The sequence below is a fragment of the Pseudomonas sp. ATCC PTA-122608 genome (assembly GCF_001952855.1).
GTDB lineage: Bacteria > Pseudomonadota > Gammaproteobacteria > Pseudomonadales > Pseudomonadaceae > Aquipseudomonas.
Genome location: NZ_LPNO01000013.1, coordinates 43,776 through 68,026, shown reverse-complemented (window position 1 = coordinate 68,026; position 24,251 = coordinate 43,776). Strand labels below are relative to the sequence as shown.

22 protein-coding genes are annotated in these 24,251 nt (G+C 61.5%); 12 read left to right on the top strand and 10 right to left on the bottom strand.

What is annotated here, in order from left to right:
• Positions 1–173: 173 nt before the first annotated feature.
• The 4 genes from AU074_RS12985 (at position 174) to AU074_RS12970 (ending at position 5,073) form a co-directional block, all read left to right on the top strand.
• The gene (locus AU074_RS12985; protein WP_076015054.1) at positions 174–2,927 is read left to right on the top strand and encodes a response regulator; all 2,754 of its coding nucleotides are present in this window, start codon (positions 174–176) and stop codon (positions 2,925–2,927) included.
• Positions 2,928–3,170: 243 nt separating this feature from the next.
• Positions 3,171–4,160: a 2-hydroxyacid dehydrogenase gene (locus AU074_RS12980; protein ID WP_076015053.1), complete on the top strand. Its 990-nt coding sequence runs from the start codon at positions 3,171–3,173 to the stop codon at positions 4,158–4,160.
• Between the two features lie 71 nt (positions 4,161–4,231).
• Positions 4,232–4,672 (top strand): hypothetical protein, encoded by a 441-nt coding sequence (locus AU074_RS12975; RefSeq protein ID WP_076015052.1) that lies wholly within the window; start codon positions 4,232–4,234, stop codon positions 4,670–4,672.
• Entirely contained in the window at positions 4,669–5,073 is a 405-nt protein-coding gene (locus AU074_RS12970) for an META domain-containing protein (protein WP_076015051.1), read from the top strand. Before AU074_RS12975 ends, AU074_RS12970 begins: the two co-directional genes overlap by 4 nt.
• A 139-nt stretch (positions 5,074–5,212) precedes the next feature.
• On the opposite strand, the gene AU074_RS12965 is transcribed toward AU074_RS12970, so the two are convergent.
• Positions 5,213–5,674 carry a TlpA disulfide reductase family protein gene (locus tag AU074_RS12965; RefSeq protein ID WP_076015050.1) on the bottom strand — a complete coding sequence of 154 codons (462 nt, stop codon included), beginning with the start codon at positions 5,672–5,674 and terminating at the stop codon, positions 5,213–5,215.
• Positions 5,675–5,789: 115 nt separating this feature from the next.
• On the opposite strand from AU074_RS12965, the gene arsC reads away from it, so the two are divergent.
• Genes arsC through AU074_RS12950 form a run of 3 tightly spaced genes read left to right on the top strand, consistent with a single transcriptional unit; the run spans position 5,790 to position 7,157 of the window.
• Complete coding sequence (gene arsC / locus AU074_RS12960; protein WP_076015049.1) at positions 5,790–6,143, top strand: arsenate reductase (glutaredoxin); 354 nt, start codon at positions 5,790–5,792, stop codon at positions 6,141–6,143.
• Positions 6,140–6,754, top strand: coding sequence for an NAD(P)H:quinone oxidoreductase (gene wrbA, locus AU074_RS12955; RefSeq protein ID WP_076015048.1), 615 nt, complete (start codon positions 6,140–6,142; stop codon positions 6,752–6,754). Before arsC ends, wrbA begins: the two co-directional genes overlap by 4 nt.
• Positions 6,738–7,157 carry a DUF2069 domain-containing protein gene (locus AU074_RS12950; RefSeq protein WP_076015047.1) on the top strand — a complete coding sequence of 140 codons (420 nt, stop codon included), beginning with the start codon at positions 6,738–6,740 and terminating at the stop codon, positions 7,155–7,157. The genes wrbA and AU074_RS12950 overlap by 17 nt, the downstream gene beginning before the upstream one ends.
• 210 nt (positions 7,158–7,367) lie before the next feature.
• Here the strand turns inward: AU074_RS12950 and AU074_RS12945 are convergent, their stop codons facing one another.
• The gene (locus AU074_RS12945) at positions 7,368–8,039 is read right to left on the bottom strand and encodes a DNA-3-methyladenine glycosylase I (RefSeq protein WP_063027900.1); all 672 of its coding nucleotides are present in this window, start codon (positions 8,037–8,039) and stop codon (positions 7,368–7,370) included.
• Between the two features lie 67 nt (positions 8,040–8,106).
• Positions 8,107–8,931, bottom strand: a complete 825-nt coding sequence (gene ttcA / locus AU074_RS12940; protein WP_076015046.1) for a tRNA 2-thiocytidine(32) synthetase TtcA — start codon at positions 8,929–8,931, stop codon at positions 8,107–8,109.
• A 362-nt stretch (positions 8,932–9,293) separates the two neighbouring features.
• On the opposite strand from ttcA, the gene AU074_RS12935 reads away from it, so the two are divergent.
• A complete protein-coding gene (locus tag AU074_RS12935) occupies positions 9,294–9,896 on the top strand; it encodes a Yip1 family protein (RefSeq protein ID WP_076015045.1) in 603 nt (200 codons plus the stop codon).
• Positions 9,897–10,024: 128 nt separating this feature from the next.
• Entirely contained in the window at positions 10,025–10,519 is a 495-nt protein-coding gene (locus tag AU074_RS12930) for a SprT family zinc-dependent metalloprotease (RefSeq protein WP_026077778.1), read from the top strand.
• Positions 10,520–10,642: 123 nt separating this feature from the next.
• On the opposite strand, the gene AU074_RS12925 is transcribed toward AU074_RS12930, so the two are convergent.
• On the bottom strand, positions 10,643–11,824 hold the full coding sequence (locus AU074_RS12925) for a CaiB/BaiF CoA-transferase family protein (protein ID WP_076015044.1): 1,182 nt from the start codon (positions 11,822–11,824) through the stop codon (positions 10,643–10,645).
• A 206-nt stretch (positions 11,825–12,030) separates the two neighbouring features.
• Positions 12,031–13,365, bottom strand: coding sequence for a dicarboxylate/amino acid:cation symporter (locus AU074_RS12920; RefSeq protein ID WP_076015043.1), 1,335 nt, complete (start codon positions 13,363–13,365; stop codon positions 12,031–12,033).
• 338 nt (positions 13,366–13,703) lie between these two features.
• Between AU074_RS12920 and AU074_RS12915 the strand changes: the two genes are divergently transcribed.
• Positions 13,704–14,702: an AraC family transcriptional regulator gene (locus AU074_RS12915; protein WP_076015042.1), complete on the top strand. Its 999-nt coding sequence runs from the start codon at positions 13,704–13,706 to the stop codon at positions 14,700–14,702.
• Positions 14,703–14,831: 129 nt separating this feature from the next.
• Here the strand turns inward: AU074_RS12915 and AU074_RS12910 are convergent, their stop codons facing one another.
• The 3 genes from AU074_RS12910 to AU074_RS12900 are packed head-to-tail and all read right to left on the bottom strand — an operon-like array spanning position 14,832 to position 17,179.
• The gene (locus tag AU074_RS12910) at positions 14,832–16,178 is read right to left on the bottom strand and encodes an ATP-binding protein (protein ID WP_076015041.1); all 1,347 of its coding nucleotides are present in this window, start codon (positions 16,176–16,178) and stop codon (positions 14,832–14,834) included.
• Positions 16,175–16,852: a response regulator transcription factor gene (locus tag AU074_RS12905; RefSeq protein WP_003214228.1), complete on the bottom strand. Its 678-nt coding sequence runs from the start codon at positions 16,850–16,852 to the stop codon at positions 16,175–16,177. Before AU074_RS12905 ends, AU074_RS12910 begins: the two co-directional genes overlap by 4 nt.
• 18 nt (positions 16,853–16,870) lie before the next feature.
• Complete coding sequence (locus AU074_RS12900; protein ID WP_017475848.1) at positions 16,871–17,179, bottom strand: hypothetical protein; 309 nt, start codon at positions 17,177–17,179, stop codon at positions 16,871–16,873.
• A gap of 179 nt (positions 17,180–17,358) precedes the next feature.
• On the opposite strand from AU074_RS12900, the gene AU074_RS12895 reads away from it, so the two are divergent.
• Positions 17,359–18,075, top strand: coding sequence for a 4'-phosphopantetheinyl transferase (locus tag AU074_RS12895; protein ID WP_076015040.1), 717 nt, complete (start codon positions 17,359–17,361; stop codon positions 18,073–18,075).
• A 129-nt stretch (positions 18,076–18,204) separates the two neighbouring features.
• Here the strand turns inward: AU074_RS12895 and AU074_RS12890 are convergent, their stop codons facing one another.
• Both AU074_RS12890 and AU074_RS12885 read right to left on the bottom strand, forming a co-directional pair.
• A complete protein-coding gene (locus AU074_RS12890) occupies positions 18,205–19,815 on the bottom strand; it encodes an ATP-binding protein (protein WP_076015039.1) in 1,611 nt (536 codons plus the stop codon).
• Positions 19,812–20,537, bottom strand: coding sequence for a response regulator (locus AU074_RS12885; RefSeq protein WP_076015038.1), 726 nt, complete (start codon positions 20,535–20,537; stop codon positions 19,812–19,814). Before AU074_RS12885 ends, AU074_RS12890 begins: the two co-directional genes overlap by 4 nt.
• An 803-nt stretch (positions 20,538–21,340) precedes the next feature.
• Here AU074_RS12885 and AU074_RS12880 point away from each other — a divergent pair.
• Positions 21,341–24,238 carry a ribonucleoside-diphosphate reductase subunit alpha gene (locus AU074_RS12880; protein WP_076015037.1) on the top strand — a complete coding sequence of 966 codons (2,898 nt, stop codon included), beginning with the start codon at positions 21,341–21,343 and terminating at the stop codon, positions 24,236–24,238.
• Positions 24,239–24,251 lie beyond the last annotated feature (13 nt).

The following is a 24,251-nucleotide window of genomic DNA, read 5'->3' as shown; positions in this document are numbered from 1 at the left end:
ATTCAAGATCGGCCCCCCAACAGCAACTGCCGTCGGGCGTCCAGGGGCCCGCGGTTTGCCGCAGGTCATTAATTTTGCAAGATTCCACGCCGCGCAAATGGCTACACTGCGCAGGTGGCGCGGGCCGGATGCCTGCGTGGAATTCGACAACAGTGTGGTAGCAGGAGAGTGGCGTGCTTACGAGAATGGGAATAAAAGGCCGCGTACTGTTGCTGACCTTATTGCCTACCAGCCTGATGGCGTTGCTGCTGGGCGGCTATTTCACCTGGATGCAGCTCTCGGAGTTGCAGTCGCAGTTGCTGCAACGGGGCGAGATGATCGCCGAGCAACTGGCACCTTTGGTCGCCCCGGCCCTGGGCACCAAAAACACCGACCTGCTGGAACGCATCGCCACCCAGTCCCTGGAGCAAACCGACGTACGCGCCGTGTCGTTCCTGGGGCCTGACCGCACACCGCTGGCCCACGCCGGCCCGACCATGCTCAACCAGCCGCCGATTGGCAACAGCTCGCACCTGTTGCAGCGCACCGGTAATGACGCAACCCGCTATCTGCTGCCGGTATTCGGCCGCCATCGCAACCTCGCCGGCGAACTGATCCCGGACGAATCCGACCGCCTGCTGGGTTGGGTCGAGCTGGAGCTGTCCCACAACGGTATGTTGCTGCGCGGCTACCGCAGCCTGTTCGCCAGCCTGCTGCTGATCGCCATCGGCCTGATCTGCACGGCGGCCCTGGCGTTGCGCATCAGCCGTACGATCAACTCACCGATCGGTTTGATCAAACAGGCCGTCGCGCAGCTCAAGGACGGCAATCTGGAAACCCGCTTGCCACCGCTGGGCAGCCAGGAACTGGATCACCTGGCCTCGGGCATCAACCGCATGGCCGAGACCCTGCAAAACGCCCAGGAAGAATTGCAACACAGCATCGACCAGGCCACCGAAGACGTGCGGCAAAACCTGGAAACCATCGAGATCCAGAACATCGAGTTGGACCTGGCCCGCAAGGAAGCCCTGGAGGCCAGCCGCATCAAGTCGGAGTTTCTGGCCAACATGAGCCATGAGATCCGCACGCCGCTGAATGGCATCCTTGGCTTCACCCATTTGTTGCAGAAAAGCGAGCTGTCGCCCCGCCAACTGGATTACCTGGGCACCATTGAAAAGTCCGCCGACAACCTGTTGGGCATCATCAACGAAATCCTCGACTTCTCGAAAATCGAGGCCGGCAAGCTGGTGCTCGACAGCATTCCGTTCAACCTGCGGGACTTGCTGCAAGACACCCTGACCATCCTCGCCCCGGCCGCCCACGCCAAACAGCTGGAGCTGGTGAGCCTGGTCTATCGCGATACACCGCTGTCGCTGGTGGGTGACCCGCTGCGGCTCAAACAGATCCTCACAAACCTGGTGAGCAACGCGATCAAGTTCACCCGCGAAGGCACTATCGTTGCCCGCGCCATGATTGAAGACGAACAGGAAGACAGCGTGCAACTGCGCATCAGCGTGCAGGACACCGGCATCGGCCTGTCGAACCAGGATGTACGGGCGCTGTTCCAGGCATTCAGCCAGGCGGACAATTCGTTGTCACGCCAACCCGGTGGCACCGGCCTTGGGCTGGTGATTTCCAAGCGCCTGATCGAACAGATGGGCGGTGAGATTGGCGTCGACAGCACGCCGGGAGAAGGCTCGGAATTCTGGATCAGCCTGAACCTGCCAAAAACCCGTGACGATATCGAAGACCTGCCCTCCGCGCCGCTGCTGGGCCGGCGCGTGGCCGTGCTGGAAAACCACGAGCTGGCGCGCCAGGCCCTGCAACATCAGTTGGAAGACTGCGGCCTGGAAGTCACGCCGTTCAACAGCCTGGAAAGCCTGACCAACGGCATCACCAGCGCCCACCAGACCGAACAGGCCATTGACCTGGCGGTGCTGGGCATCACCGCCAACGACATCCCGCCGGAGCGTTTGAACCAACACCTGTGGGACCTCGAACACCTGGGCTGCAAGGTATTGGTGCTGTGCCCGACCACCGAACAGCTGCTGTTCAACCAGTCGGTGCCCAACCCCAACAGCCAGTTGCAGGCCAAACCCGCCTGCACCCGCAAACTGCGCCGCGCCCTGGCCGACCTGATCAGCCCGCGCCCGTTGCGCAGCGAACCCGGCGAGCCACTGTCCAGCCGCGCGCCGCGGGTGCTGTGTGTCGACGACAACCCGGCCAACCTGCTGCTGGTGCAAACCCTGCTGGAAGACATGGGCGCCAAGGTCCAGGCGGTGGAAAGCGGTTACTCGGCCATCGAAGCGGTGAAGCAGGAAGCCTTCGACCTGGTGCTGATGGACGTGCAGATGCCCGGGATGGACGGCCGCCAGAGCACCGAGGCGATCCGCACGTGGGAAAGCGAACGCCATGGCACGCCGCTGCCCATCGTCGCGCTGACGGCCCATGCGATGGCCAACGAAAAACGCGCCCTGCTGCAAAGCGGCATGGATGACTACCTGACCAAACCCATCAGCGAGCGGCAACTGGCCCAGGTGGTGTTGAAATGGACCGGGCTGGCCCTGCGCAACCAAGGCCCGGACCGTGGTACCGAAAGTTTCGGGCACGCCGCGCAATTGCCGGTGCTGGACCACGAAGAAGGTTTGCGCCTGGCGGCCGGCAAGGCGGATCTGGCGGCGGACATGCTGGCGATGCTGCTGGCTTCGCTTGAGGCCGACCGCGAAGCGATTCGCGTCGCCCGGGACGCCAACGACCGCAACGCCCTGATCGAGCGGGTGCACCGCTTGCACGGCGCCACCCGGTATTGCGGCGTGCCGCAACTGCGCGCGGCCTGCCAACGGGCCGAGACCCTGCTCAAACAGGACGACGCCAAGGCCATGCCGGCCCTGGATGAACTGGACATGGCGATTGCCCGGCTGGCCAGCGAGGCGCGGGTCAGCGCGTAAACTTTCGGGGCAATGTGGCGAGGGAGCTTGCTGTGGAGCTTGCTCCCGCTGGAGTGCGAAGCGCTCCCAGGATTTTGGGGCCGCTGCGCAGCCCAGCGGGAGCAAGCTCCCTCGCCACAACAAGCTCCCTCACCACAGCAGGCTCCCTCACCACAACAAGCTCACTCACCACAACAAGCTCACTCACCACAGCAAGCCCCCTCGCCACAAAAGCAGCTTTCCATCATCAAGAAGGAATATTGGATGCGCATCATCCTCTTCAGCAGCCAGACCTACGACCGCGAGAGCTTTCTCGCCCAACCGTTGCCCAACGGCATGCAGCTGCAATTCCAGCCGGCCCGGCTGAACCTCGACACCGTGGCCCTGGCCGAACACCACGAAGTGGTCTGCGCCTTTATCAATGACGACCTCAGCGCCCCGGTGCTGGAGCAGTTGGCCAGCGGCGGCACTCGCCTGATCGCCCTGCGCTCGGCCGGTTACAACCATGTCGACCTGCCCGCCGCCAAACGCCTGGGCCTGACCATCGTGCGGGTGCCAGCCTATTCGCCCCATGCGGTGGCCGAACATGCGGTCGCGCTGATCCTGGCCCTCAATCGCCGCCTGCACCGCGCCTACAACCGTACCCGCGACGGTGACTTCAGCCTGCATGGCCTGACCGGTTTCGACCTGGTGGGCAAGACCGTCGGCGTGGTCGGCACCGGGCAGATCGGCGCCACATTCGCCAAGATCATGGCCGGGTTCGGCTGCCAGTTGCTGGCTTACGATCCTTACCCCAACCCGCAGGTCGAGGCCCTCGGTGCGCGCTACGTGAGCCTGCATGAATTGCTCGGCGAGTCGCAGATCATCAGCCTGCATTGCCCACTGACAGCAGACAGCAAACACCTGATCAACGCCCAAAGCCTGGCTCATATGCAGCCCGGCGCAATGCTGATCAATACCGGGCGCGGCGGCCTGGTGGACACCCCGGCGCTGATCGACGCACTCAAGGACGGCCAGCTCGGCTATCTGGGGCTGGATGTATATGAAGAAGAGGCCCAGCTGTTTTTCGAAGACCGCTCGGACTTGCCCCTGCAAGACGACGTATTGGCGCGCCTGCTGACCTTCCCTAACGTCATCATCACCGCGCACCAGGCCTTCCTGACCCGCGAAGCCTTGGGGGCGATTGCCGGCACGACCCTGGCCAACATCGCTGCGTGGGCCGGCGGGCAGGCGCAAAACCTCGTCGAAGGATGATCAGCGGTCACATAGCCGCGCCATGATGGGTGGCGGCCCGTGATAGGATGCCGCGCCTATTTGGAGGATCCATGGCCGAACACGATTTCCGCTTCAGCTTGCTGAGCCCGCAACACACTCTGATCGAATGCCGCGCCCTGGTGCCGGGCCGTTATCAAGTCACCGGCAACGGTGGCTCGATCAAGAACGGCGACGTTCTGATCGTCACCCTGCGCGGCAGCAAAACCCTGTCGATGCGCCTGACCGTCGAAGGCGATGCGCGCTACTCCATCCGCCCGGCGGGCCAGTGGGTCGCCATGGCCCAGGGGCCGAAGTTCGGCGAGTTGGAGATTCACACTTGGAAGGTCAACTGCGACAGCTGCGACAACGTGCTGGAGTTTGAATTTGCGGTGGAAACCAAGCTGACAAAGGAACCGCTGCAACCGGCCGCCACTGCGCGGGTCACCGAGTTGGGCTGGGCCACCCTGGGTGACAAGCACCGTTGCCCGAAATGCCAGAAGGCCGCGCAATGAAAGCCCCGCTGATGCTGGCCGTGCTGGGTGCAGGCCTTGCGGGCTGCGCCAGCGACGAGGCCAAGCTCAAGCAGGATCACAGCTACGTGGTGGAATGGATCGGTGAGCGGCCGCTGATGGATTACGCGCACCTGACCGTGACCCTCGGCGCCGATGGCCGGGCCTACGGCAATGGTGGCTGCAACCATTGGTTCGCGCCCTATACCCTGGACGGCGACAAGCTGAGCTTCGGCAAGGTCGGCAGCACCCGCAAACTCTGCGCCGAAGCGCTGATGGAGCAGGAGCACCGCTTCTTCCAGGCCCTGCAAGGTGTGCAGCGCTGGGACGTCTCGCCGATCGAACAAACCCGTTTCTGGCCGGCAGACGGCAAGCCGTTGCGGTTGTGGCTGGAAGAAGGCTAAAAACCTCCGACCTGCCTTTCCGCCCGTCTGTAGGAGCGAGCTTGCTCGCGAAAAACCAGAGAGCGCCGCGCACATTCAGAATGCTCGCGTTATCGTTGACGTTTTTCGCGAGCAAGCTCGCTCCTACAGTGGGATATTTTTAGCCCCTTAAGGCTTTGAGCTTGGCCAACACCCCTTCCGCCGTCTGCTCACCCATCAATTGCTCACGCACCTTGCCCTTGTCATCGATGATGTAGGTCACCGGCAAGGCTTCACTGCGGGGAATGTCGAAGATCCCGTCCGGGTTCTGCGCCAGTACGGTGAACTTGATGCCCAGCTTGTCGCTGGCGCTTTTGAGTTCTTCACCCTGGGCGTTGTCGAAGTTCACGCCGAACACACCCACTGACTGACCCTTAAGCTGTTCGGCCAAAGCGTTGAGTTCAGGGATTTCGGTACGGCACGGGCCACACCATTCGGCCCAGTAGTTAACCACCAGCCATTGCTTGTCCAGGCGCTCGGCGGCCACTTTCTGACCGTATTGGTCAACGCCATAATCATTGCCACAGCCGCTGAGCAGCAGTGTGCCGATGATTGCCAATGCGCCTAACAGTCGCCTCGTCATGGGGTAATCCTTCGTAAAAATGAACGTTGGCTGCGGCCTATCGCCTCTCATGGTTTAAGGACGTGGCACAGCGCGGGTAGAATACCCGCCACCTTACGCAAGATGCGACCCGCACATGACCGATCTGACGCTTTATCACAACCCGCGCTGCTCGAAATCCCGCGGTGCGCTCGAACTGCTGGAAGCCCGTGGCCTCACACCCAACGTGGTGCGCTACCTGGAAACCCCGCTCGACGCCGCGCAATTGCAAGCCTTGCTGGGCAAGCTGAACATCAGCGCGCGGCAATTGCTGCGTACCGGCGAAGACGAATACAAAACCCTCAACCTGGCCGACGCCAGCCTCAGCGAAGCGCAACTGATTGCCGCCATCGCCGCTCATCCGAAACTGATGGAACGCCCGATCCTCGAAACCGCCGACAAGGCCGTGATTGGCCGCCCGCCAGAGAACATTCTGGAGCTGGTTTCGTGAATGCGCCGTATGTGCTGGTGTTGTATTACAGCCGCAACGGCTCGGTGAGCGAAATGGCCCGGCAAATTGCCCGGGGCGTCGAGCAAGCCGGGCTTGAGGCGCGGTTGCGCACCGTGCCGGCCATCTCCAGCGAATGCGAAGCCGTGGCGCCGGACATTCCGGTGGATGGCCCGCTGTACTGCAGCCTCGACGACCTGAAGCACTGCTGTGGCTTGGCGCTGGGCAGCCCGACCCGTTTCGGCAACATGGCCGCGCCGCTCAAGTACTTTCTCGACGGCACCAGCAACTTGTGGCTGACCGGCGCCCTGGTCGGCAAGCCGGCGGGCGTGTTCACCTCCACCGCCAGCCTGCACGGCGGCCAGGAAACCACGCTGATGTCGATGCTGCTGCCGCTGTTGCACCACGGCATGCTGATCACCGGCCTGCCCTACAGCGAACAGGCACTGCTTGATACCAAGGGCGGCGGCACGCCTTATGGCGCCAGCCACCATTCCGGTGCCGACGGCAAGCGTGCGCTGGATCAACACGAGATCGCCCTGTGCCGCGCCCTAGGCCTGCGCCTGGCGAAGACTGCCGCGCTACTGGAGAACGGCCGTGGCCAGGAAGCCTAAGGTACTGCCGCCCCAGGCGTGGCTGGAGCCACGGGTCAAGGCGACGCGGGTCTTGAGCCTGCTGGCGTTTTTGGGATTGGTGGGGCTGCTGTGCGCCTACTACCTGGTGTTCGCCGACCTGCACGGCGCACGGCCGTGGGTAATTCTGCTGATCGAACTGGTGCCGTTGCTGTTGCTGGCGCCGGGGATGATCCTGGGCAGCGCACGCGGGCATTCGTGGATGTGCTTTGTGATGAACTTGTACTTCATCAAGGGTGCGCTGGCGGCGTATGACCCGAACCGGCAGTGGTTTGGTGTGCTGGAAATGCTGGCGAGCCTGGCGGTATTCTGCACGGCGCTGATGTATGTGCGTTACCGGCATCAGTTGAATCGGCGGTTGGCGGGGGAAGGTTTGCCTGCTTGAAAACACTTTTCAGGCAAAGCCGCAATCAATGTGGCTGGGGAGCTTGTTGTGGCGAGGGAGCTTGCTCCCGCTGGGCTGCGTAGCGGCCCCAAAATCCTGGGAGCGCTTCGCACTCCAGCGGGAGCAAGCTCCCTCGCCACAGCAAGCTCCCTCGCCACAATGGGCTCCCTCTCCACCGCAAGCTCCCTCGCCACAGGGTATTGGTCGGGCTTAGTGGTTGACGGTGTAAGCCAACATCATCGACAACTGGCACATCGGCCGCCCGCTCTCGGCATGCCACTGGTTGAACGCGCCCTGCACCGTGGCCAGGTCCCGCAGGCTGGTGGGTACCTTGTCGACAATCTTCTGCGCATTCAGCGCCGCCACCACGTCATAGCTCGGCACGAACGTGTCCTTGCCCACCATCCGCAAAAAGCGCGGCGCTGACAGCCCGCCCAACTGGTGGCCGTGCTTGCTCAGGTACTTCCACAGGCCGACGATATCGGTCACCGGCCAGTCGGCAATCAACGCACCGAAGCTGCCCTTTTCCTTCTCGATATCCAGAATCATCTGCGCATTGCGCGGCACGCTCTTGAGCTTGCCCAAGTGGCGGATGATGCGTGTGTCCTGCATCAATCGCTCCAGGTGCTCGGCGCCCATCAGCACGACTTTTTCCGGGTCAAAACCAAAGAACACTTGCTCGAACGCCGGCCACTTGGCATCCACCACGCTGTGTTTGAGCCCGGCGCGAAACACCCGCAGCGACAGGGTCGACAGGTAGCGGTCATCGCTGATCTTGCGCAGTTTCGCCGGGGTCAGGGGCACAGGCAGGTGGGCTTCCAGCTCGGCCGCCGAACCAAACCGGTTCAGACAATATTCGTGCAGCCACTTGTAATCGCGCATGCCCTCTCCTAAGGATTGAAATGAAAACGGCGCCCAGGAGCGCCGTCTGTCAGAGCGGTGAAACGGCTCAGAGGTTCACTACATTGACGAAGCGCGACGCCGCACTTTCGTCGATACGCAGGTTGGTGAAGTCGAATAGGTTACGGTCGGCCAACTGCGACGGCTGCACGTTCTGCAAGCTGCGGAAGATACTGTCGACGCGGCCCGGGGTCTTGCGGTCCCAGTCCTGGAGCATGTCCTTGACCACCTGGCGCTGCAGGTTTTCCTGGGAGCCGCAGAGGTTGCACGGGATGATCGGAAACTGCTTGAGGTCGGAGTACGCCTGGATGTCCTTCTCATGGCAGTACGCCAGTGGGCGAATCACCACGTTGCGCCCGTCGTCGGCCCGCAGCTTGGGCGGCATGGCCTTGAGGCTGCCGTTGAAGAACATATTAAGGAAGAAAGTTTCGACGATGTCGTCACGGTGGTGACCCAGGGCCATCTTGGTCGCGCCGATCTCGTCGGCAAAGGTGTAGAGCGTGCCACGGCGCAGGCGCGAGCACAGCGAGCAGGTGGTCTTGCCTTCCGGGACCAGTTCCTTGACCACCGAGTAAGTGTCCTTCTCGACGATGTGGTACTCGACCCCCAGTTCCTTGAGGTAGGCCGGCAGCACATGCTCGGGAAAGCCCGGCTGCTTCTGGTCCATGTTCACGGCGACGATCTCGAACTTGATCGGCGCAACCTTTTGCAGGTGCATCAGCACGTCGAGCAGGGTGTAGCTGTCTTTGCCGCCAGACAGGCAGACCATGACCTTGTCGCCCTCTTCGATCATGTTGAAATCGGCGACTGCCTCACCGGCCTGGCGACGCAGGCGTTTTTGCAGTTTGTTCTGGTTGACCGTAAGAGTGCCCATGGCGCTTGGATCCGCGAAAGGTGTGTGACGAAAAGCCGGGTATTTTACCGGGATGGACGACCGAGTTCCAATGTGGGAGCGGGCTTGCTCGCGAATGCGGTGGGTCAGCTAAACACCTGGCGACTGACACTCCGCATTCGCGAGCAAGCCCGCTCCCACAGTTGACCGCATTCCAATCAACAGACCGCGCCGCGATTAAGCCCAGTGTTTACAGCGCAATTTGCTCTAAAGCCCCACAGTTTTTCCGGTCATCACTTCCTATACTGCGACATAAGGTCGCACACATATCCAGACCTTTCAGGCCAATTGGCCCGTGGGCGCTCCACTGGGGGGCGATGGTAATAACGACAGGAGTGACTGGCATGATCCATCACGTCGTGGGACTTTTCACCCACCCCGATCAGGAATGGCGGGAAATTCGTGGCGATAAAGAAGAAAGCATCAGCCACATGTACCTCACCCACACGCTGATTCTCGCGGCGATCCCCGCTGTATCAGCCTTTATCGGTACCACTCAGGTCGGTTGGGTCATCGGCAGCCGCGCACCGGTGATGCTGACGGTGGAAAGCGCGTTATGGATGACCATCATGTCCTACGCGGCGATGCTCGGTGGCGTGGCGGTGATGGGTGCGTTCATTCACTGGATGGCCCGCACCTATGACGCGAACCCAAGCATGGCCCGCTGCGTAGCGTTTGCCACCTATACCGCAACACCGCTGTTTGTCGGCGGGCTGGCGGCGCTGTACCCGCACATGTGGCTGGGTATGGTCGTCGGCACGGCCGCCATTTGCTACACGGTGTACCTGCTGTACGTAGGATTGCCGACTTTCATGAACATCCACCCGGACGAGGGCTTCCTGTTCTCCAGCTCGGTGCTGGCTGTAGGCCTGGTGGTGCTGGTGGCGATCATGGCCTTTACCGTGATCGTCTGGGGGCTGGGCGTAGGCCCGATGTACACCAACTGACGCGGTTTACCCGCAGGAAAAGCCACCGCAAGGTGGCTTTGTGCGTTATGCATGACCATTCGGCGCCTGACAGATTCGGATACACCGTTGTTTGCGGCATACTGGACGTCTCTGGAGATATGTACAGCATGCCCGAGCAACTCAATACCCGCGTCGAAGATTGTTTCCTGCAAGCCGAATCCTTTTTCAAACGAAGCTTCAAACGCCCCCAGGTCAGCCTCAAGCTGCGGGGCCAGAAGGCCGGTGTCGCGCATTTGCACGAGAACCTGCTGCGCTTCAACCCGCAGTTGTACCGTGAAAACAGCCAACACTTCCTTAAACAGACGGTTGCCCATGAAGTGGCGCACCTGATTGCCCACCAATTGTTCGGCGAGCGCATCCAGCCCCATGGCGAGGAATGGCAGTTGATCATGCGTGGGGTTTACGAACTGCCGCCGGATCGCTGCCACACCTATGAAATCCAGCGGCGGCGCGTGACGCGGTATATCTACCGCTGCCCGTGTGCCGACAGTGACTTTCCATTTTCGCCACAGCGTCATGGGCTGGTGAGCCAGGGGCGGCGGTATTTGTGTCGCAGGTGTAGGCAGACGTTGGTGTTTACCGGGGAAACCCGCGTCGAGTGAGGTTTGTGGTGCTTTCAAGGCCCTCTTCGCGAGCAAGCCCGCTCCCACATTTGATCGCATTCCAACGATGGAACTCGGTCGAATGTGGGAGCGGGCTTGCTCGCGAAGGGGCCGGCCCAGGCGCTACTGAACTACCTTGGCACGCCGCAAATCGTCTATCTGCTGAGCACTGAAGCCCAACTCCACCAACACCTCATCCGTGTGAGCACCCACCGCCGCGCCTATATGCCTGGCCGCCGGCAAGCCCTCGGAAAACTTCAGCGGACACGCAATTTGCGCCTGGCTTGAACCATCGCCCCGCGGCACCTGGCTGACCAGTTCCCGGGCTTTCAACTGCGGGTGTTCAACCGCCTCGCTCAGGTTCAGCACCGGCTCAACACACGCATCAATCCCGGCAAACAGCTCACACAGTTCATCAAAGCTGCGTTTCTCGAACTCGACCTGCAACGCCAGCTTGAGGGCTTTCTGCTGCTCGGGTTTGGGCGACAAGCCCTGCGCCGCCAACTCGGGGCACCCAAGGGCCGTACACAGCTGCTGCATAAAGGCCGGCTCCAGGCTGCCCACCGAAAACCAGCGCCCTTCCCGCGAGCGGTAATAGTCATAGAAGCTGCCACCATTGAGCACCTGGTTCTCCCACGCCGGCTCCACGCCGCACGCCAGGTAACCCGCGCCGGCCATGGCATTCAGGCTGAAGGCGCAGTCGGTCATGCTCACGTCCAGGTATTGCCCCACCCCGCTCTGCTGTCGGGCGATGACCGCCGCCAGCAAGCCGATCACCGCGTGCAACGAGCCGCCGCCCACGTCGGCCAACTGCACGCCCAGGGGCAACGGCCCGCTGTCCTGGCGCCCGGTGTAACTGGCGACACCCGCCAGGGCCAGGTAGTTGATGTCATGGCCGGCGCGGTCCTTGTAGGGGCCGGTCTGGCCGTAGCCGGTGATGGAGACGTAGATCAGCTTCGGGTTGATCGCCTTCAATGCCTCGTAACCCAGGCCCAGGCGCTCCATCACCCCGGGGCGGAACTGCTCGAGGACGATGTCATGGTCCGCCACCAACTGCCGCACGATCTCCACCGCCTCGGCTTGCTTGAGGTCCAGGGCCAGGCTGCGTTTGTTGCGGTTCAGATAGGCATGGCTGGCCGACACGCCTTGGTCATGGGGCGGCAAGACCCGCAGCAAGTCCATGCGCGTGGGAGATTCGATGCGCAATACCTCGGCGCCCATGTCGGCCAGCAGCAGCGAGGCGAACGGCCCCGGCAGCAGGGTGGAGAAATCCAGTACTTTGAGGGACGCCAAGGGACCTGACATGGTTACTCCGATTCCGATTCGATTGGCCACAGAGTAGGCAAACCTGGCGGTTAGCAGCAATCACATAAAGCATCATCCGGAGTGACGGATGTTCCCGGAAACGTAAAGCGAGACGCGGAGCGTCCCTGGCGGCATTCCCACGCAGAGCGTGGAAACGATCAAAAAAAAACCCATCCGAAGATGGGTTTTTCACACAGGGTGCAGCCTTACTTGACGGCGGTTGGAGCCGGGCCTTCGGCCACGCCCAGGTCGTCTTCTTCACGGGTCTCGGAGATACCGCGACCACCGGAAGCCAGTTCGACTTGCAGCTTGTCTTCGTCCAGTTCCTTGACCCACTTGGCCACAACCAGGGTAGCAACAGCGTTGCCCACCAGGTTGGTCAGTGCGCGGGCTTCGGACATGAAGCGGTCGATACCCAGGATCAGCGCCAGGCCGGCAACCGGCAGGTGGCCAACAGCCGACAGGGTAGCGGCCAGTACGATGAAGCCACTACCGGTCACGCCAGCAGCGCCCTTGGAGGACAGCAGCAGTACCAGCAACAGGGTGATCTGGTGGGTGATGTCCATGTGGGTGTCAGTCGCCTGGGCGATGAACACGGCAGCCATGGTCAGGTAGATCGAAGTACCGTCCAGGTTGAACGAGTAGCCAGTCGGGATAACCAGGCCAACGACCGACTTCTTGGCGCCCAGGCGTTCCATCTTGATCAGCATGCGTGGCAGTGCGGATTCGGACGAGGAAGTACCCAGTACGATCAGCAGCTCTTCACGGATGTAGCGGATCAGTTTCAGGACGCTGAAGCCGTGAGCCCGGCAGATGGCGCCCAGTACCAGGACCACAAACAGGATGCAGGTGATGTAGAAGCAGATCATCAACTGACCGAGCTGCACCAGCGAACCTACACCGTAGGCACCGATGGTGAACGCCATGGCGCCCAGTGCACCGAGTGGCGCGAGCTTCATGATCATGTTGATGATGTTGAACATCACGTGGGCGAAGCGATCGATGAAGTCCAGCACCGGCTTGCCGTAGGCACCCAGGCGATGCAGGGCGAAACCGAAGATTACCGAGAACATCAGCACTTGCAGGATGTCACCGGTCGCGAACGCGCCAACGATGGTGTTCGGGATCACGTTCAGCAGGAAGCCAACGATGCTCTGGTCTGCACCGGCAGTCACGTAGGCCGCGACTTTAGAGGCGTCCAGGGTAGCCACGTCGATGTGCATGCCGGCGCCCGGTTGCACAACGTTGACCACAATCAGGCCGATCAGCAGGGCGATGGTGGAGACGACTTCGAAGTACAGCAGCGCGTAGCCACCGGTTTTGCCGACCGATTTCATGCTTTGCATGCCAGCGATGCCGCTGACAACGGTGCAGAAGATGATCGGGGCGATGACCATTTTGATCAGCTTGATAAAGCCGTCACCCAGTGGCTTGAGGGCCACGCCGGTCTGCGGGTAGAAGTGGCCGAGCAAAATACCGATAACGATTGCAACGATCACCTGGAAATACAGGGATTTGTACAGTGGCTGACGAGTCGTCATTGCAAAGTTCCTCAATCGTCTCGTGTGGCAAATATCCGCCATTGCCCACGACACTTGAATTGCGAACCCTCCTGCACTGGAGGGATTTGTTGTTTGAGAGCCCGCTCAAGGCCGGTCTCCCTGCGCTCTCTATCGCAAGCGTCGTGCCACTTTTACTGAAAACCGCTGAAGGCCTTTAGACATCAGCTCTTGGGTGGTTTTCGGCTTCAGACACCGCCTACGCAAGGTGGCGGATTTCCGCCTCACCTCCCGATCTCGTCCTACAATTTGGCGGATATCCGCCTTGTTGCCCTCACACAGGATGGCTAACATCCGCCACTCAATGGACGAGGCCCCTCATGCGTGAACGTACCATCGCCAGTCACTACGCCCGGGCCGCTTTAGGCGGTGCTCGTCGAGCCGGCTACGACTATTCGGGCCTGCTGCAGCAAGTGGGCATTACCCCGGAACTGCTGAGCGAACCCCGCGCGCGCATCGCCCCGGAGCAATTTACCCGGCTGCTGCAGATGCTGTGGCTGGCGCTGGATGACGAATACCTGGGTTTCGCCGAAGGCCCGAGCAAGCGCGGCACCTTCGCCATGATGTGCCACGCGCTGATTCACTGCCGCACCCTCGAGAAGGCTCTGGAACGCGGCTTATTATTTTATAGCCTATTCCCGCAAGGTCCGCGCTGGCGTCTGACACGCGAAGGGGAAATGGCCCGCTTGAGCCTGGACGATTCGCAGTTGTGGGACCCGGATCACTTCCTCAGCGAATGCCTGCTGGTGATCTGGCATCGCCTCGGCAGTTGGCTGATTGGCCAACGCATCCGCCTGGACCAGGCCACCTTCAGTTACCCGATGCCGGCCCATGCCGGTGAGTACGACTTGCTGTTCCCCTGCCCGCAGGTGTTCGCCGCGCCCACCAGCAGCCTGGTGTTTCCCAGCCGCTACCTGAGCCTGCCGCTGTTGCAGGACGAGCGCACCCTCAAGCACTTCCTCGAACGCTCACCGGCCGACCTGCTGTCACGGCCGGATGAGGGCGACAGCCTGAGCAGTCAATTGCGCCGCTTATTGAGCCGCGACCGCACGCCGTGGCCCGACCTCGAAACCGTCGCCCAGCACCTGCATATCAGCCCGCAGACCCTGCGTCGCCATTTGCGGGAGGAAGGCACGAGCTTTCAGGCGCTCAAGGATGAATTACGCCGGGACATTGCGATTTATCATTTGGGGCGGGCGGATTTGTCGTTGCAGGAGATCGCCGAGCAGTTGGGGTTTTCCGAACCGTCGGCGTTTCATCGGGCGTTCAAGAAGTGGACCGGGCTGACCCCGGGAGCTTATAGAGCACAAGAAAGTTAAGTGTGTATTGATGCGACTGGCCTCTTCGCGAACAAGCCCGCTCCCACATTCGATGGCATTCCCAAGGTGGAACTCGGTCAAATGTGGGAGCGGGCTTGCTCGCGAAGAGGCCGGCACAGCCAATAAAGATCAAACAGCCGGAAAGTGAATCTTGAACGCGGCACCCCCTAGCGGTGAATCCCCAAGGGTCAACCGTGCGCTGTAGCTTTCGATGATGTCCTTGACCACCGCCAGGCCGATGCCCTGTCCCGGATGCTGGCGGTCCAGCCGCTCACCCCTTTGCAGGATCCGCGCACGCTGGTCCGGTGGCACGCCGGGGCCGTCGTCTTCGATGCACAGCTCGGTGCCTTCCAGGCTTTCCTGCAAGGTGATGCGCACTTCGCTCAGGCACAGGCGATAGGCGTTTTCCAGCAGGTTGCCGAGCAGTTCCAGCAAGGCGCCCTTCTCGATCGGCACGTCGCATTCTTCCGGCAAATCGAAGGCGACCTTCACGCCTTTATCGCGATAGACCTTGTCCAGCGTGTCGCACAGGCTTTGCAGTACCGGCTCCAGGCGCACCTGGTGACGCACCAGGCCGCTTTTACGCAGGCTGGCGCGCTGCAATTGGTAGCTGATCTGCTGGCTCATGCGCTCGATCTGCGATTGCAGCACCCAGGCCTGGTCACGATCTTCGGGGCGCTGGGCCATGTCTTCGCTCACGCCTTGCAGCACTGCCAACGGGGTTTTCAGGCTGTGGGCCAGGTCATCCAGGGAGTCACGGTAACGGGTGCGTTGCTCGCGCTCGCTGTGGAGCAACCGGTTCAGGGAGCCGGTCAGGCGCAACAATTCGCGGGGGTGTTGTTCACTGAGACTTTCCCGGGTGCCGCCTTCGATTTCATCCAGTTCCTGGCTCAGCCGGCGCAACGCTTGCAGGCCCCAGGTCAGGCCCAGCCACAGCAGGGTCAGCAGCACCAGCAAGGCGGCGCCAAAGCCCAAGTAGAGGTTTTCCCGCAGGCCTTCGAGGGTCAGTTGGTATTCGCGCACCGGTTGCAGGGCGACAATACTGAACGCCGCGCTCTTGCCGCCCAGCAGCTTGACCTCGACGTCATAGACAAAAAATTCCTGGCCGTTGGCTTCGCGAATCCGCGCAAACTCGTTGCCGCGCCCGTCATAGCGCGGCTTGTAGTTGATGTTCTCTTCCTGGGTGGCGCGCGACCGCCAGACCAGATGGCCTTCGCGGTCATAGATGTAGCCCAACAGGCGGCTATCGGTGAGGTTGAAGCGCTCATCCGGCAACTGCGCGGGCATCAGCAGGCGATTATTTTCAACCCGGGCAGCCGAAATCAGCGTGGTGACATCCGACGCCAGCCGCTGCTCAATGGAATCCTGCAGGGCCAGACTGAAGGCGCCCTGCATGGCCGGCAACAAGGCCAGCATAAACAGCACGGCCAGGGTGGTGGCCGCGAGCATCAAACGCACACGTAACGAGCGAATCAACGGCAGCGCTCATTAAACAGGTAGCCCAGACCGCGCACGGTGTCGATCGGCTTGAACCCCGCCGGGCCTTCCAGCTTGCGGCGCAGGCGGCCTACCAACACTTCGATGACGTTCGGATCGCGCTCGTCGTCATCGGGGTAGAGCTGTTCCATCAGGCGGTCCTTGGCAACCACCTGCTGATGGTGACGCATGAGGTATTCGAGGATGCGATATTCGTAGGCGGTCAGCGCCAGGGGCTGTTCGTCGAGGGACGCCTGCTTGCGATTGAGGTCCAGCAGCAAGGGCCCGGCGACGATGGTCGACTGGGTGAAACCGCTGGAGCGGCGCAGCAGTGCGTTCATCCGCGCTTCCAGCTCTTCGAACTGGAACGGCTTGACCACATAGTCGTCGGCACCCGCAGCCAGGCCTTCGACCTTGTCCTGCCAGTTGCCGCGAGCGGTCAGGATCAGGATCGGAAACGTCTTGGCCTGGGCGCGCAGTTGGCGGATCAGGTCCAGGCCGCCCATGCCAGGCAGGCCCAGGTCGATGATCGCCAGGTCGTGGTTGAATTGCCCGGTCTGGTACAGCGCCTCTTCGGCGTTGGCGACGGCCTCGACCACGTGACCGCTGTCGGTCAGGCGGGTCAACAGGTGATGACGCAGCAACGCCTCATCTTCGACAACCAGCAATTTCATAAAGCTCTCCAAGGCAAATCAACTTTCCAACTGGGGTATATCATAGCGGCCCTGCAGGTCTTGCTGGCGCAGTTTACTGCCGTTGAAGTGACCTGACAGGTTTTCATTGCCTACGCGATAGTCCGACTGCGGGGTGTGCTGGCCCAGGGACTGGCCCCAGGGCGCGGCTTGTTCACCGGCATCCTCGAAGCTCACCCGCTGAAGAAGGCTGTAGGGCTTTTTGCTCTTCTCTTTGGAGAAGCCCGCGAAGCTCGCATCAGAGGCCTGGACGCCAGCGGTGGCGCTGAGCATGGTTAACGCCAACATCAGCTTCTTGATCGCAGTCATGGTCTACCTCACACGCTTTGGCTTTGAGTACGGGGCCAGACTACGCAGCCCCCGCTGAACTCCCCCTGAACACTCTCTGAACCTGGGCTGAACCGAGGCCGGCTACTGTGTAAAGAGTTACTTACGTAACCCCTACCGCAGGCTATCCAGCGGCCCTCCAACTCGGCAAAATACCCGGCATGAATTCCCTACCCGCCTGCTGCACTCCACTTGATGCCCATTGGCCGCTGCCCGTCGCCTTGCCCGGGACGGTCTTGCTGAGCACCCGTTTTGACCCGGCCCTGCTGGCCATCGGCGACTTCCAGCGCAGCGCCGTGCCGCCGCCCGCGAGCATCCAGCGTTCGGTTGCCAAGCGCCAGGCGGAGTTTCTGGCCGGTCGCCTGTGTGCCCGCGCGGCCTTGCAACAGCTGGATGGGCTGGATTGCGTACCGGCAATTGGCGAGGACCGCGCGCCGGTCTGGCCCGCGCATATCAGCGGTTCGATCACTCACAGCACCGGCCATGCGGCGGCCATCGTCGCCCACAAGACACAGTGGCGCGGGCTGGGGATGGACCTGGAGAACCTGCTGACACTGGAGCGCGCGGAACGCCTGGCGGGGGAAATCCTGACACCGGATGAATTGCAGCGCATGGCTGCCGGGCCGCGGGAGCAGATCGCGCAGTTGGTGACGCTGACGTTTTCGGCGAAAGAGAGCCTGTTCAAGGCGCTCTACCCGATCGTGCAGAAGCGCTTTTATTTTGAGCATGCCGAGTTGCTGGAATGGTCGGATACCGGCCATGCGCGGCTGCGGTTGCTGACGGACCTGTCGGCAGAATGGTGCCATGGCAAGGAGCTGGAGGCGCAGTTTGCGGTGGATGGCGGGCAGTTGTTGAGCCTGGTGGCCGTCCAGGCCTGATTGATCTCTGTGGTGAGGGGGCTTGTCCCCCGTTGGGCTGCGCAGCGGCCCCAAAAAAGCGGGAGCGCTTCGCACTCCAGCGGGGGACAAGCCCCCTCACCACAGGACAAGCCCCCTCACCACAATGAATCAGGGTTTCTCTTGGTCCCGTGGCCAACTCAGGCTGAAGCACGCGCCGCCCAGGTTGTTACTCTTGCTGATCAACGCCCGGCCGCCGTGCCAATAGATGATCCGCCGCACAATCGATAACCCCAACCCGTGCCCGCCCGACGCGCGAGTACGGCTGTCGTCCAGGCGCAGGAACGGGGTGAAGATCCGCTCCCAGGCACTTTCCGGCACGCCCGGGCCGTCGTCTTCCACGTCGATGCGGCAACGCACCTGGCCCACTTGGTAACTGATCAGCACCTGCCCCTGGGCGTGGCGCATGGCATTGCTCACCAGGTTTTGCAGGGCTCGATGCAGGTAACGCGGCTCGGCCTCGACCCACGCATCATCCCAATGGGCAGAAGACAGGCAGATGCCCCGCGCCACGTTGATTTCCGGGCGCAGCGGCGACAGCTCATCAATCACCTGATCGAGCAACGCGCTAAGGTCGACCCGCTGGAAATTCAGCGCCGGCGAACCCTGCTCTAGTCGCGCATAAGTCAGCATTTCGTCCACCAGGCCATCGAGGTCCTGGATGTCGCTGTCCATGCCTTCCATGTACTTGCGCCGCGCCTCAGGCGTGGCCGCGTCACCAATCATCTCCAGGCCGAACCGCAGGCGTGCCACCGGGGTGCGCAATTCGTGGGATACCGCGCGCACCAGTTCGCGCTGGATCGCCAGCAGGCGTTGCAGGTGTTCGGCCATGCCATTAAACGCTGCCGCCAGGCGCCCTACCGAATCGGCGCCCCGGGCCGGCACCCGTACTTCGAGGCTGCCCTTGGCGATGCGCGTGGCGGCAGCTTCCAGGCCACTCAAGCGCCGCTCCAGTTGGCGCACCAATAAATAGACGATCAAGCCGATCAGGGTCAGGCTGATCAGCGCGATCAGGATCAACCACTGCGGCGGGTACGGGKTCATCTGGTACAGCGGGCCGATTTCCAAAACCCACGGCGTGCCGACCATGCCGGCAAACACCCGGATCGAATCACCGCCCTTGCCCAGGGCCATCACTGTGTCGCCCTCGGACACACGGCGGCGCTGGTCTTCGTCCATGTCAGCCTGGTCGAGCATCACCAGGTGCATCTCGAATCCAAAGCCCTTGGCCTCTTTCAGGTCGGCGAGTTTTTGCGGTTGCTCGGCCACCGGAAAACGCACCAGTTCATCGGCCAGCAGGTAAATGGTCGCGCGGGCCAGTTGTTCGCTGATTTGCTGCACTTCACCGGTGAGCAGCAGTTGCTCCTGATCACTCACCAGTCGCAGCACCCTGGCCGCGTGGGGGCCGGTTTGCTCCACCAACACCTGGCCGCGTTGCAGGCGGGTGCGCTGGCTCAGGTCCAGATGCGCCTCGGCCACGGTCTGCAATTCCAGCGGGATGCCCAGCAAGCGTTCCCATACCGCCAGGGCACGGCGGCGCTCGATGGCGCTCATGGGTTGCAGGTTGTCGCCCATCAACGCGAAGGTGCCATGGGCCAGGCGCTCTCGGTACTGGCCGCTGCGCACTTCATTGAGCAGGTGCAGGGCCAGCACACCGAGCAACGCCACCAGAATCAGCGCCGCGCACATGCCGCCGTAGATACGCAGGAAGATCGAGTTCACGGCGTAAGGTCAGCGGCAGCTTCGGGGACGAACAGGTAGCCTTTGCTGCGAATGGTCTTGATCAGCCGTGGGTGGATCGGGTCGTCGCCGATTTTCGGGCGAATCCGCGAGATGCGTACGTCGATGGAGCGGTCCTGGCCGTCGTAGCCAATACCGCGCAAGGCGGTGAAGATTTCTTCCCGGGAGAGGATCCGCCCGGCATTCGCCACCAGCAGCCACAACAGGTCGAATTCGGCGCTGGTCAGCTCGATGCCGCCGTCGTGCAGCCAGGCTTCACGCAGGGCGTTGTCCACCACCAGCGGGCCGAATTGCAGGCGGCGCTGTTTTTCGGGGATGGCCGGTTCGACGCTTTCACTGCGCCGCAGCAGCGCTTGAATGCGCGCCAGCAGCAAGCGTGGGCGTACGGGTTTGCACACGTAGTCGTCGGCGCCCATGTCCAGGCCCAGCACCTGGTCCATGTCGTCGGTGCGTGCGGTCAGCATCAGGATCACCCCGTCGTAGTCCTCGCGCACCTTGCGGCAGATGCTCAGGCCGTCTTCGCCGGGCAACATCAGGTCGAGGATCACCAGGTCCGGCTGTTCGGCGATGATCCGCGCCGCCGCCAGGGCGCCGTTGCCCTCCACCGAGACGCGCAGGCCGTTGCTCTCCAAATAGTCACGGGTCAACTCGGCCAGTCGCTCGTCGTCCTCGACAATCAATACCTGCCAGGCTTCATGCTCCATGCGTTACCTCGGTTCTCATTATTGTAGGAGCGGGCTTGCCCGCGAAAAACTCAAGGGCGCCGCGTTTATTCAGGTTTTCAGCGTTATCGTTGGCGTCCTTCGCGGGCAAGCCCGCTCCTACAGTTGTCATGTAGGCGAGGCATAAACTGCATGAATAGCAGCCGATTGTAGCAACGGGCCAGCCCTCTAGTACAAGCGCGCAAATGCGTTCGGAGATGGTGTTTTTTTGTGATAGGGTTCGCGCCCGCAAAAATCCAACCGGATGTTTTTACCTCGGAATATTCGGTGACAAACGGCGCGATGCAGCAGTACTGCGGCCTACACGCCTGTTCCACGTTTCATACACATTTTACCCACAGCGTTATCCACAGGTAGTGCGTTGCCATACCCCCCAAAACGCATTATCTTGTAGGTCGTCGCCAAAAAAACCCTACATGTAGGGTTTTCAGCGAAAAGACCAAACACAAATCAGACAAGAAACTCAAGCTCTTTCTTGCTCCTGTTTGGTTGAACTTAAGCCTTTTTCAGAAGACCAAACCGCGCACGCGGATGGCAGCCGTTTTTAGCCCCGATCAGGCAAAAACGGTACGGGTGTTGCAGTACGAAACTGTCACCCACCAGGAATACGGTAAAGAGCTCCAAGCTTGTACCGAAGACTTCGGCATGGAAGCGGCGCGAACAGCTCCCTTCCTCCTGTCCCGAAGTTGTTATGCCAGGCCCAGGCCTGTTGTAAGTGCTTCAGGACGGAACGGTGGGCACCGTGATGGTGCCCAAATAAATATAGAATGTGGAGACAACCCCCCATGCAAACCGACACAACTCGCGAGAACCCGCAGGGCTCCGTGCCGCAGGCCGCTGATTCGAACCTGGATCTGTCCGCCACCGCACCCGGCCAACTGCGTGTGATCAAGCGTAACGGCACTGTCGTTCCTTACACCGATGACAAAATCACCGTCGCGATCACCAAAGCGTTTCTTGCAGTTGAAGGCGGCACCGCTGCTGCCTCGTCGCGCATCCACGACACCGTTGCGCGCCTGACCGAACAGGTCAGCGCAACGTTCAAGCGTCGCATGCCATCGGGCGGCACCATCCACATCGAAGAAATCCAGGACCAGGTCGAACTGGCCCTGATGCGTGCCGGCGAGCAGAAAGTTGCCCGCGACTACGTGATCTACCGTGACTCCCGCGCCAAGGAACGTGCCGTACGCTCCCCGGCCGAAGAAGCTGCCGTACAAGCTCACCCGTCGATCCGCATCACCCTGGCTGACGGTACGTTTGCACCGCTGGACCTGGGCCGCCTGAACACCATCATCACCGAGGCCTGCGAAGGCCTGGAAGAAGTCGATGGTGACCTGATCCAGCGCGAAACCCTGAAGAACCTGTACGACGGCGTGGCCCTGACCGACGTCAACACCGCCCTGGTCATGACCGCCCGTACCCTGGTTGAACGTGAGCCGAACTACTCGTTCGTGACCGCGCGCCTGCTGATGGACACCCTGCGTGCCGAAGGCCTGGGCTTCCTCGGCGTCGCCGACAGCGCCACGCACCACGAGATGGTCGACCTGTACGCCAAGGCCTTGCCTGCCTACATCGCCAAGGGTATCGAATTCGAATTGCTGAACCCGGTCCTGGCCACCTTCGACCTGGAAAAACTCGGCAAGGCAATCAACCACGAGCGCGACCAGCAGTTCACCTACCTGGGCCTGCAAACCCTGTACGACCGTTACTTCATCCACAAGGACGGGATCCGCTTCGAACTGCCGCAAGTGTTCTTCATGCGCGTGGCCATGGGCCTGGCGATCGAAGAGAAGCACAAAGAAGACCGCGCCATCGAGTTCTACAACCTGTTGTCGTCCTTCGACTACATGTCGTCGACCCCAACCCTGTTCAACGCCGGCACCCTGCGTCCACAGCTGTCCAGCTGCTACCTGACCACCGTGCCGGATGACCTGTCGGGCATCTACCACGCGATCCACGACAACGCCATGTTGTCCAAATTCGCTGGCGGCCTGGGTAACGACTGGACGCCGGTGCGTGCACTGGGTTCGTACATCAAAGGTACCAACGGCAAGTCCCAAGGCGTTGTACCGTTCCTGAAAGTGGTGAACGACACCGCTGTAGCCGTGAACCAGGGTGGCAAGCGCAAAGGCGCTGTGTGTGCCTACCTGGAAACCTGGCACATGGACATCGAAGAGTTCATCGAACTGCGCAAGAACACCGGTGATGATCGTCGTCGTACCCACGACATGAACACCGCCAACTGGATCCCTGACCTGTTCATGAAGCGTGTCTTCGATGACGGCCCGTGGACCCTGTTCTCGCCATCCGAAGTGCCAGACCTGCACGACCTGACCGGCAAGGCCTTCGAAGAGCGTTACGAGTACTACGAAGCCCTGTCCCAGTACCCGGGCAAGATCAAGCTGTTCAAGACCATCCAGGCCAAAGACCTGTGGCGCAAAATGCTGTCCATGCTGTTTGAAACCGGCCACCCATGGCTGACCTTCAAAGACCCGTGCAACCTGCGCAGCCCGCAGCAGCACGTGGGCGTGGTCCACAGCTCGAACCTGTGCACCGAGATCACCTTGAACACCAACAAGGACGAGATCGCCGTTTGCAACCTGGGCTCGATCAACCTGCCGAACCACATCGTCAACGGCAAGCTGGACACCGCCAAGCTGGAACGCACCGTGAACACCGCCGTTCGCATGCTCGATAACGTTATCGACATCAACTACTACTCGGTACCACAGGCGCAGAACTCCAACTTCAAGCACCGCCCGGTCGGCTTGGGCATCATGGGCTTCCAGGATGCGCTGTACCTGCAGCACATTCCTTACGGTTCGGACGCTGCGGTCGAGTTCGCCGACAAGTCCATGGAAGCGGTCAGCTACTACGCGATCCAGGCTTCCTGCGACCTGGCCGACGAGCGCGGCGCCTACGAGACGTTCCAGGGTTCGCTGTGGTCCAAAGGCATCCTGCCGCTGGATTCGCAACAGATCCTGATCGAGCAGCGTGGCCAGAAGTACATCGACGTTGACCTGAACGAATCCCTGGACTGGGCACCGGTACGTGCCCGTGTGCAGAAAGGCATTCGTAACTCCAACATCATGGCCATCGCACCGACCGCCACCATCGCCAACATCACTGGCGTGTCGCAGTCGATCGAACCGACCTACCAGAACCTGTATGTGAAATCGAACCTGTCGGGCGAATTCACCGTGATCAACCCGTACCTGGTTCGCGACCTGAAAGCCCGCGGCCTGTGGGATTCGGTCATGATCAACGACCTGAAGTACTACGACGGTTCGGTGCAGCAGATCGAGCGCATCCCGCAAGAACTCAAAGAGCTCTACGCGACTGCCTTCGAAGTGGACACCAAGTGGATCGTCGACGCCGCCAGCCGTCGTCAGAAGTGGATCGACCAGGCTCAGTCGCTGAACCTGTACATTGCCGGCGCATCGGGCAAGAAGCTGGACGTGACCTACCGCATGGCTTGGTACCGTGGCCTGAAAACCACTTACTACCTCCGTGCCCTGGCCGCCACCAGCACCGAGAAGTCGACCATCAACACCGGCAAGCTGAACGCTGTTTCCAGCGGCGGCAACCATGGTGATGATTCGGTTCTCGCGGCACCTGCCGGTCCAGCGCCAGTGCCAAAAGCCTGCGCGATCGACGAGCCGGATTGCGAAGCTTGCCAATAAGCTGAGCCGGTCC

What these genes read in the sequence shown, in the direction of transcription:
- AU074_RS12895 (WP_076015040.1), top strand. Translation starts at nt 17,359, where the DNA reads ATGAATTCCCTACCCGCCTGCTGCACTCCACTTGATGCCCATTGGCCG.
- AU074_RS12905 (WP_003214228.1), bottom strand. Translation starts at nt 16,852, where the DNA reads ATGAAATTGCTGGTTGTCGAAGATGAGGCGTTGCTGCGTCATCACCTG.
- AU074_RS12975 (WP_076015052.1), top strand. Translation starts at nt 4,232, where the DNA reads ATGGCCGAACACGATTTCCGCTTCAGCTTGCTGAGCCCGCAACACACT.
- AU074_RS12900 (WP_017475848.1), bottom strand. Translation starts at nt 17,179, where the DNA reads ATGACTGCGATCAAGAAGCTGATGTTGGCGTTAACCATGCTCAGCGCC.
- AU074_RS12880 (WP_076015037.1), top strand. Translation starts at nt 21,341, where the DNA reads ATGCAAACCGACACAACTCGCGAGAACCCGCAGGGCTCCGTGCCGCAG.
- AU074_RS12930 (WP_026077778.1), top strand. Translation starts at nt 10,025, where the DNA reads ATGCCCGAGCAACTCAATACCCGCGTCGAAGATTGTTTCCTGCAAGCC.
- AU074_RS12925 (WP_076015044.1), bottom strand. Translation starts at nt 11,824, where the DNA reads ATGTCAGGTCCCTTGGCGTCCCTCAAAGTACTGGATTTCTCCACCCTG.
- ttcA (WP_076015046.1), bottom strand. Translation starts at nt 8,931, where the DNA reads ATGGGCACTCTTACGGTCAACCAGAACAAACTGCAAAAACGCCTGCGT.
- AU074_RS12965 (WP_076015050.1), bottom strand. Translation starts at nt 5,674, where the DNA reads ATGACGAGGCGACTGTTAGGCGCATTGGCAATCATCGGCACACTGCTG.
- AU074_RS12935 (WP_076015045.1), top strand. Translation starts at nt 9,294, where the DNA reads ATGATCCATCACGTCGTGGGACTTTTCACCCACCCCGATCAGGAATGG.
- AU074_RS12980 (WP_076015053.1), top strand. Translation starts at nt 3,171, where the DNA reads ATGCGCATCATCCTCTTCAGCAGCCAGACCTACGACCGCGAGAGCTTT.
- AU074_RS12945 (WP_063027900.1), bottom strand. Translation starts at nt 8,039, where the DNA reads ATGCGCGATTACAAGTGGCTGCACGAATATTGTCTGAACCGGTTTGGT.
- AU074_RS12885 (WP_076015038.1), bottom strand. Translation starts at nt 20,537, where the DNA reads ATGGAGCATGAAGCCTGGCAGGTATTGATTGTCGAGGACGACGAGCGA.
- AU074_RS12920 (WP_076015043.1), bottom strand. Translation starts at nt 13,365, where the DNA reads ATGACGACTCGTCAGCCACTGTACAAATCCCTGTATTTCCAGGTGATC.
- AU074_RS12970 (WP_076015051.1), top strand. Translation starts at nt 4,669, where the DNA reads ATGAAAGCCCCGCTGATGCTGGCCGTGCTGGGTGCAGGCCTTGCGGGC.
- arsC (WP_076015049.1), top strand. Translation starts at nt 5,790, where the DNA reads ATGACCGATCTGACGCTTTATCACAACCCGCGCTGCTCGAAATCCCGC.
- AU074_RS12915 (WP_076015042.1), top strand. Translation starts at nt 13,704, where the DNA reads ATGCGTGAACGTACCATCGCCAGTCACTACGCCCGGGCCGCTTTAGGC.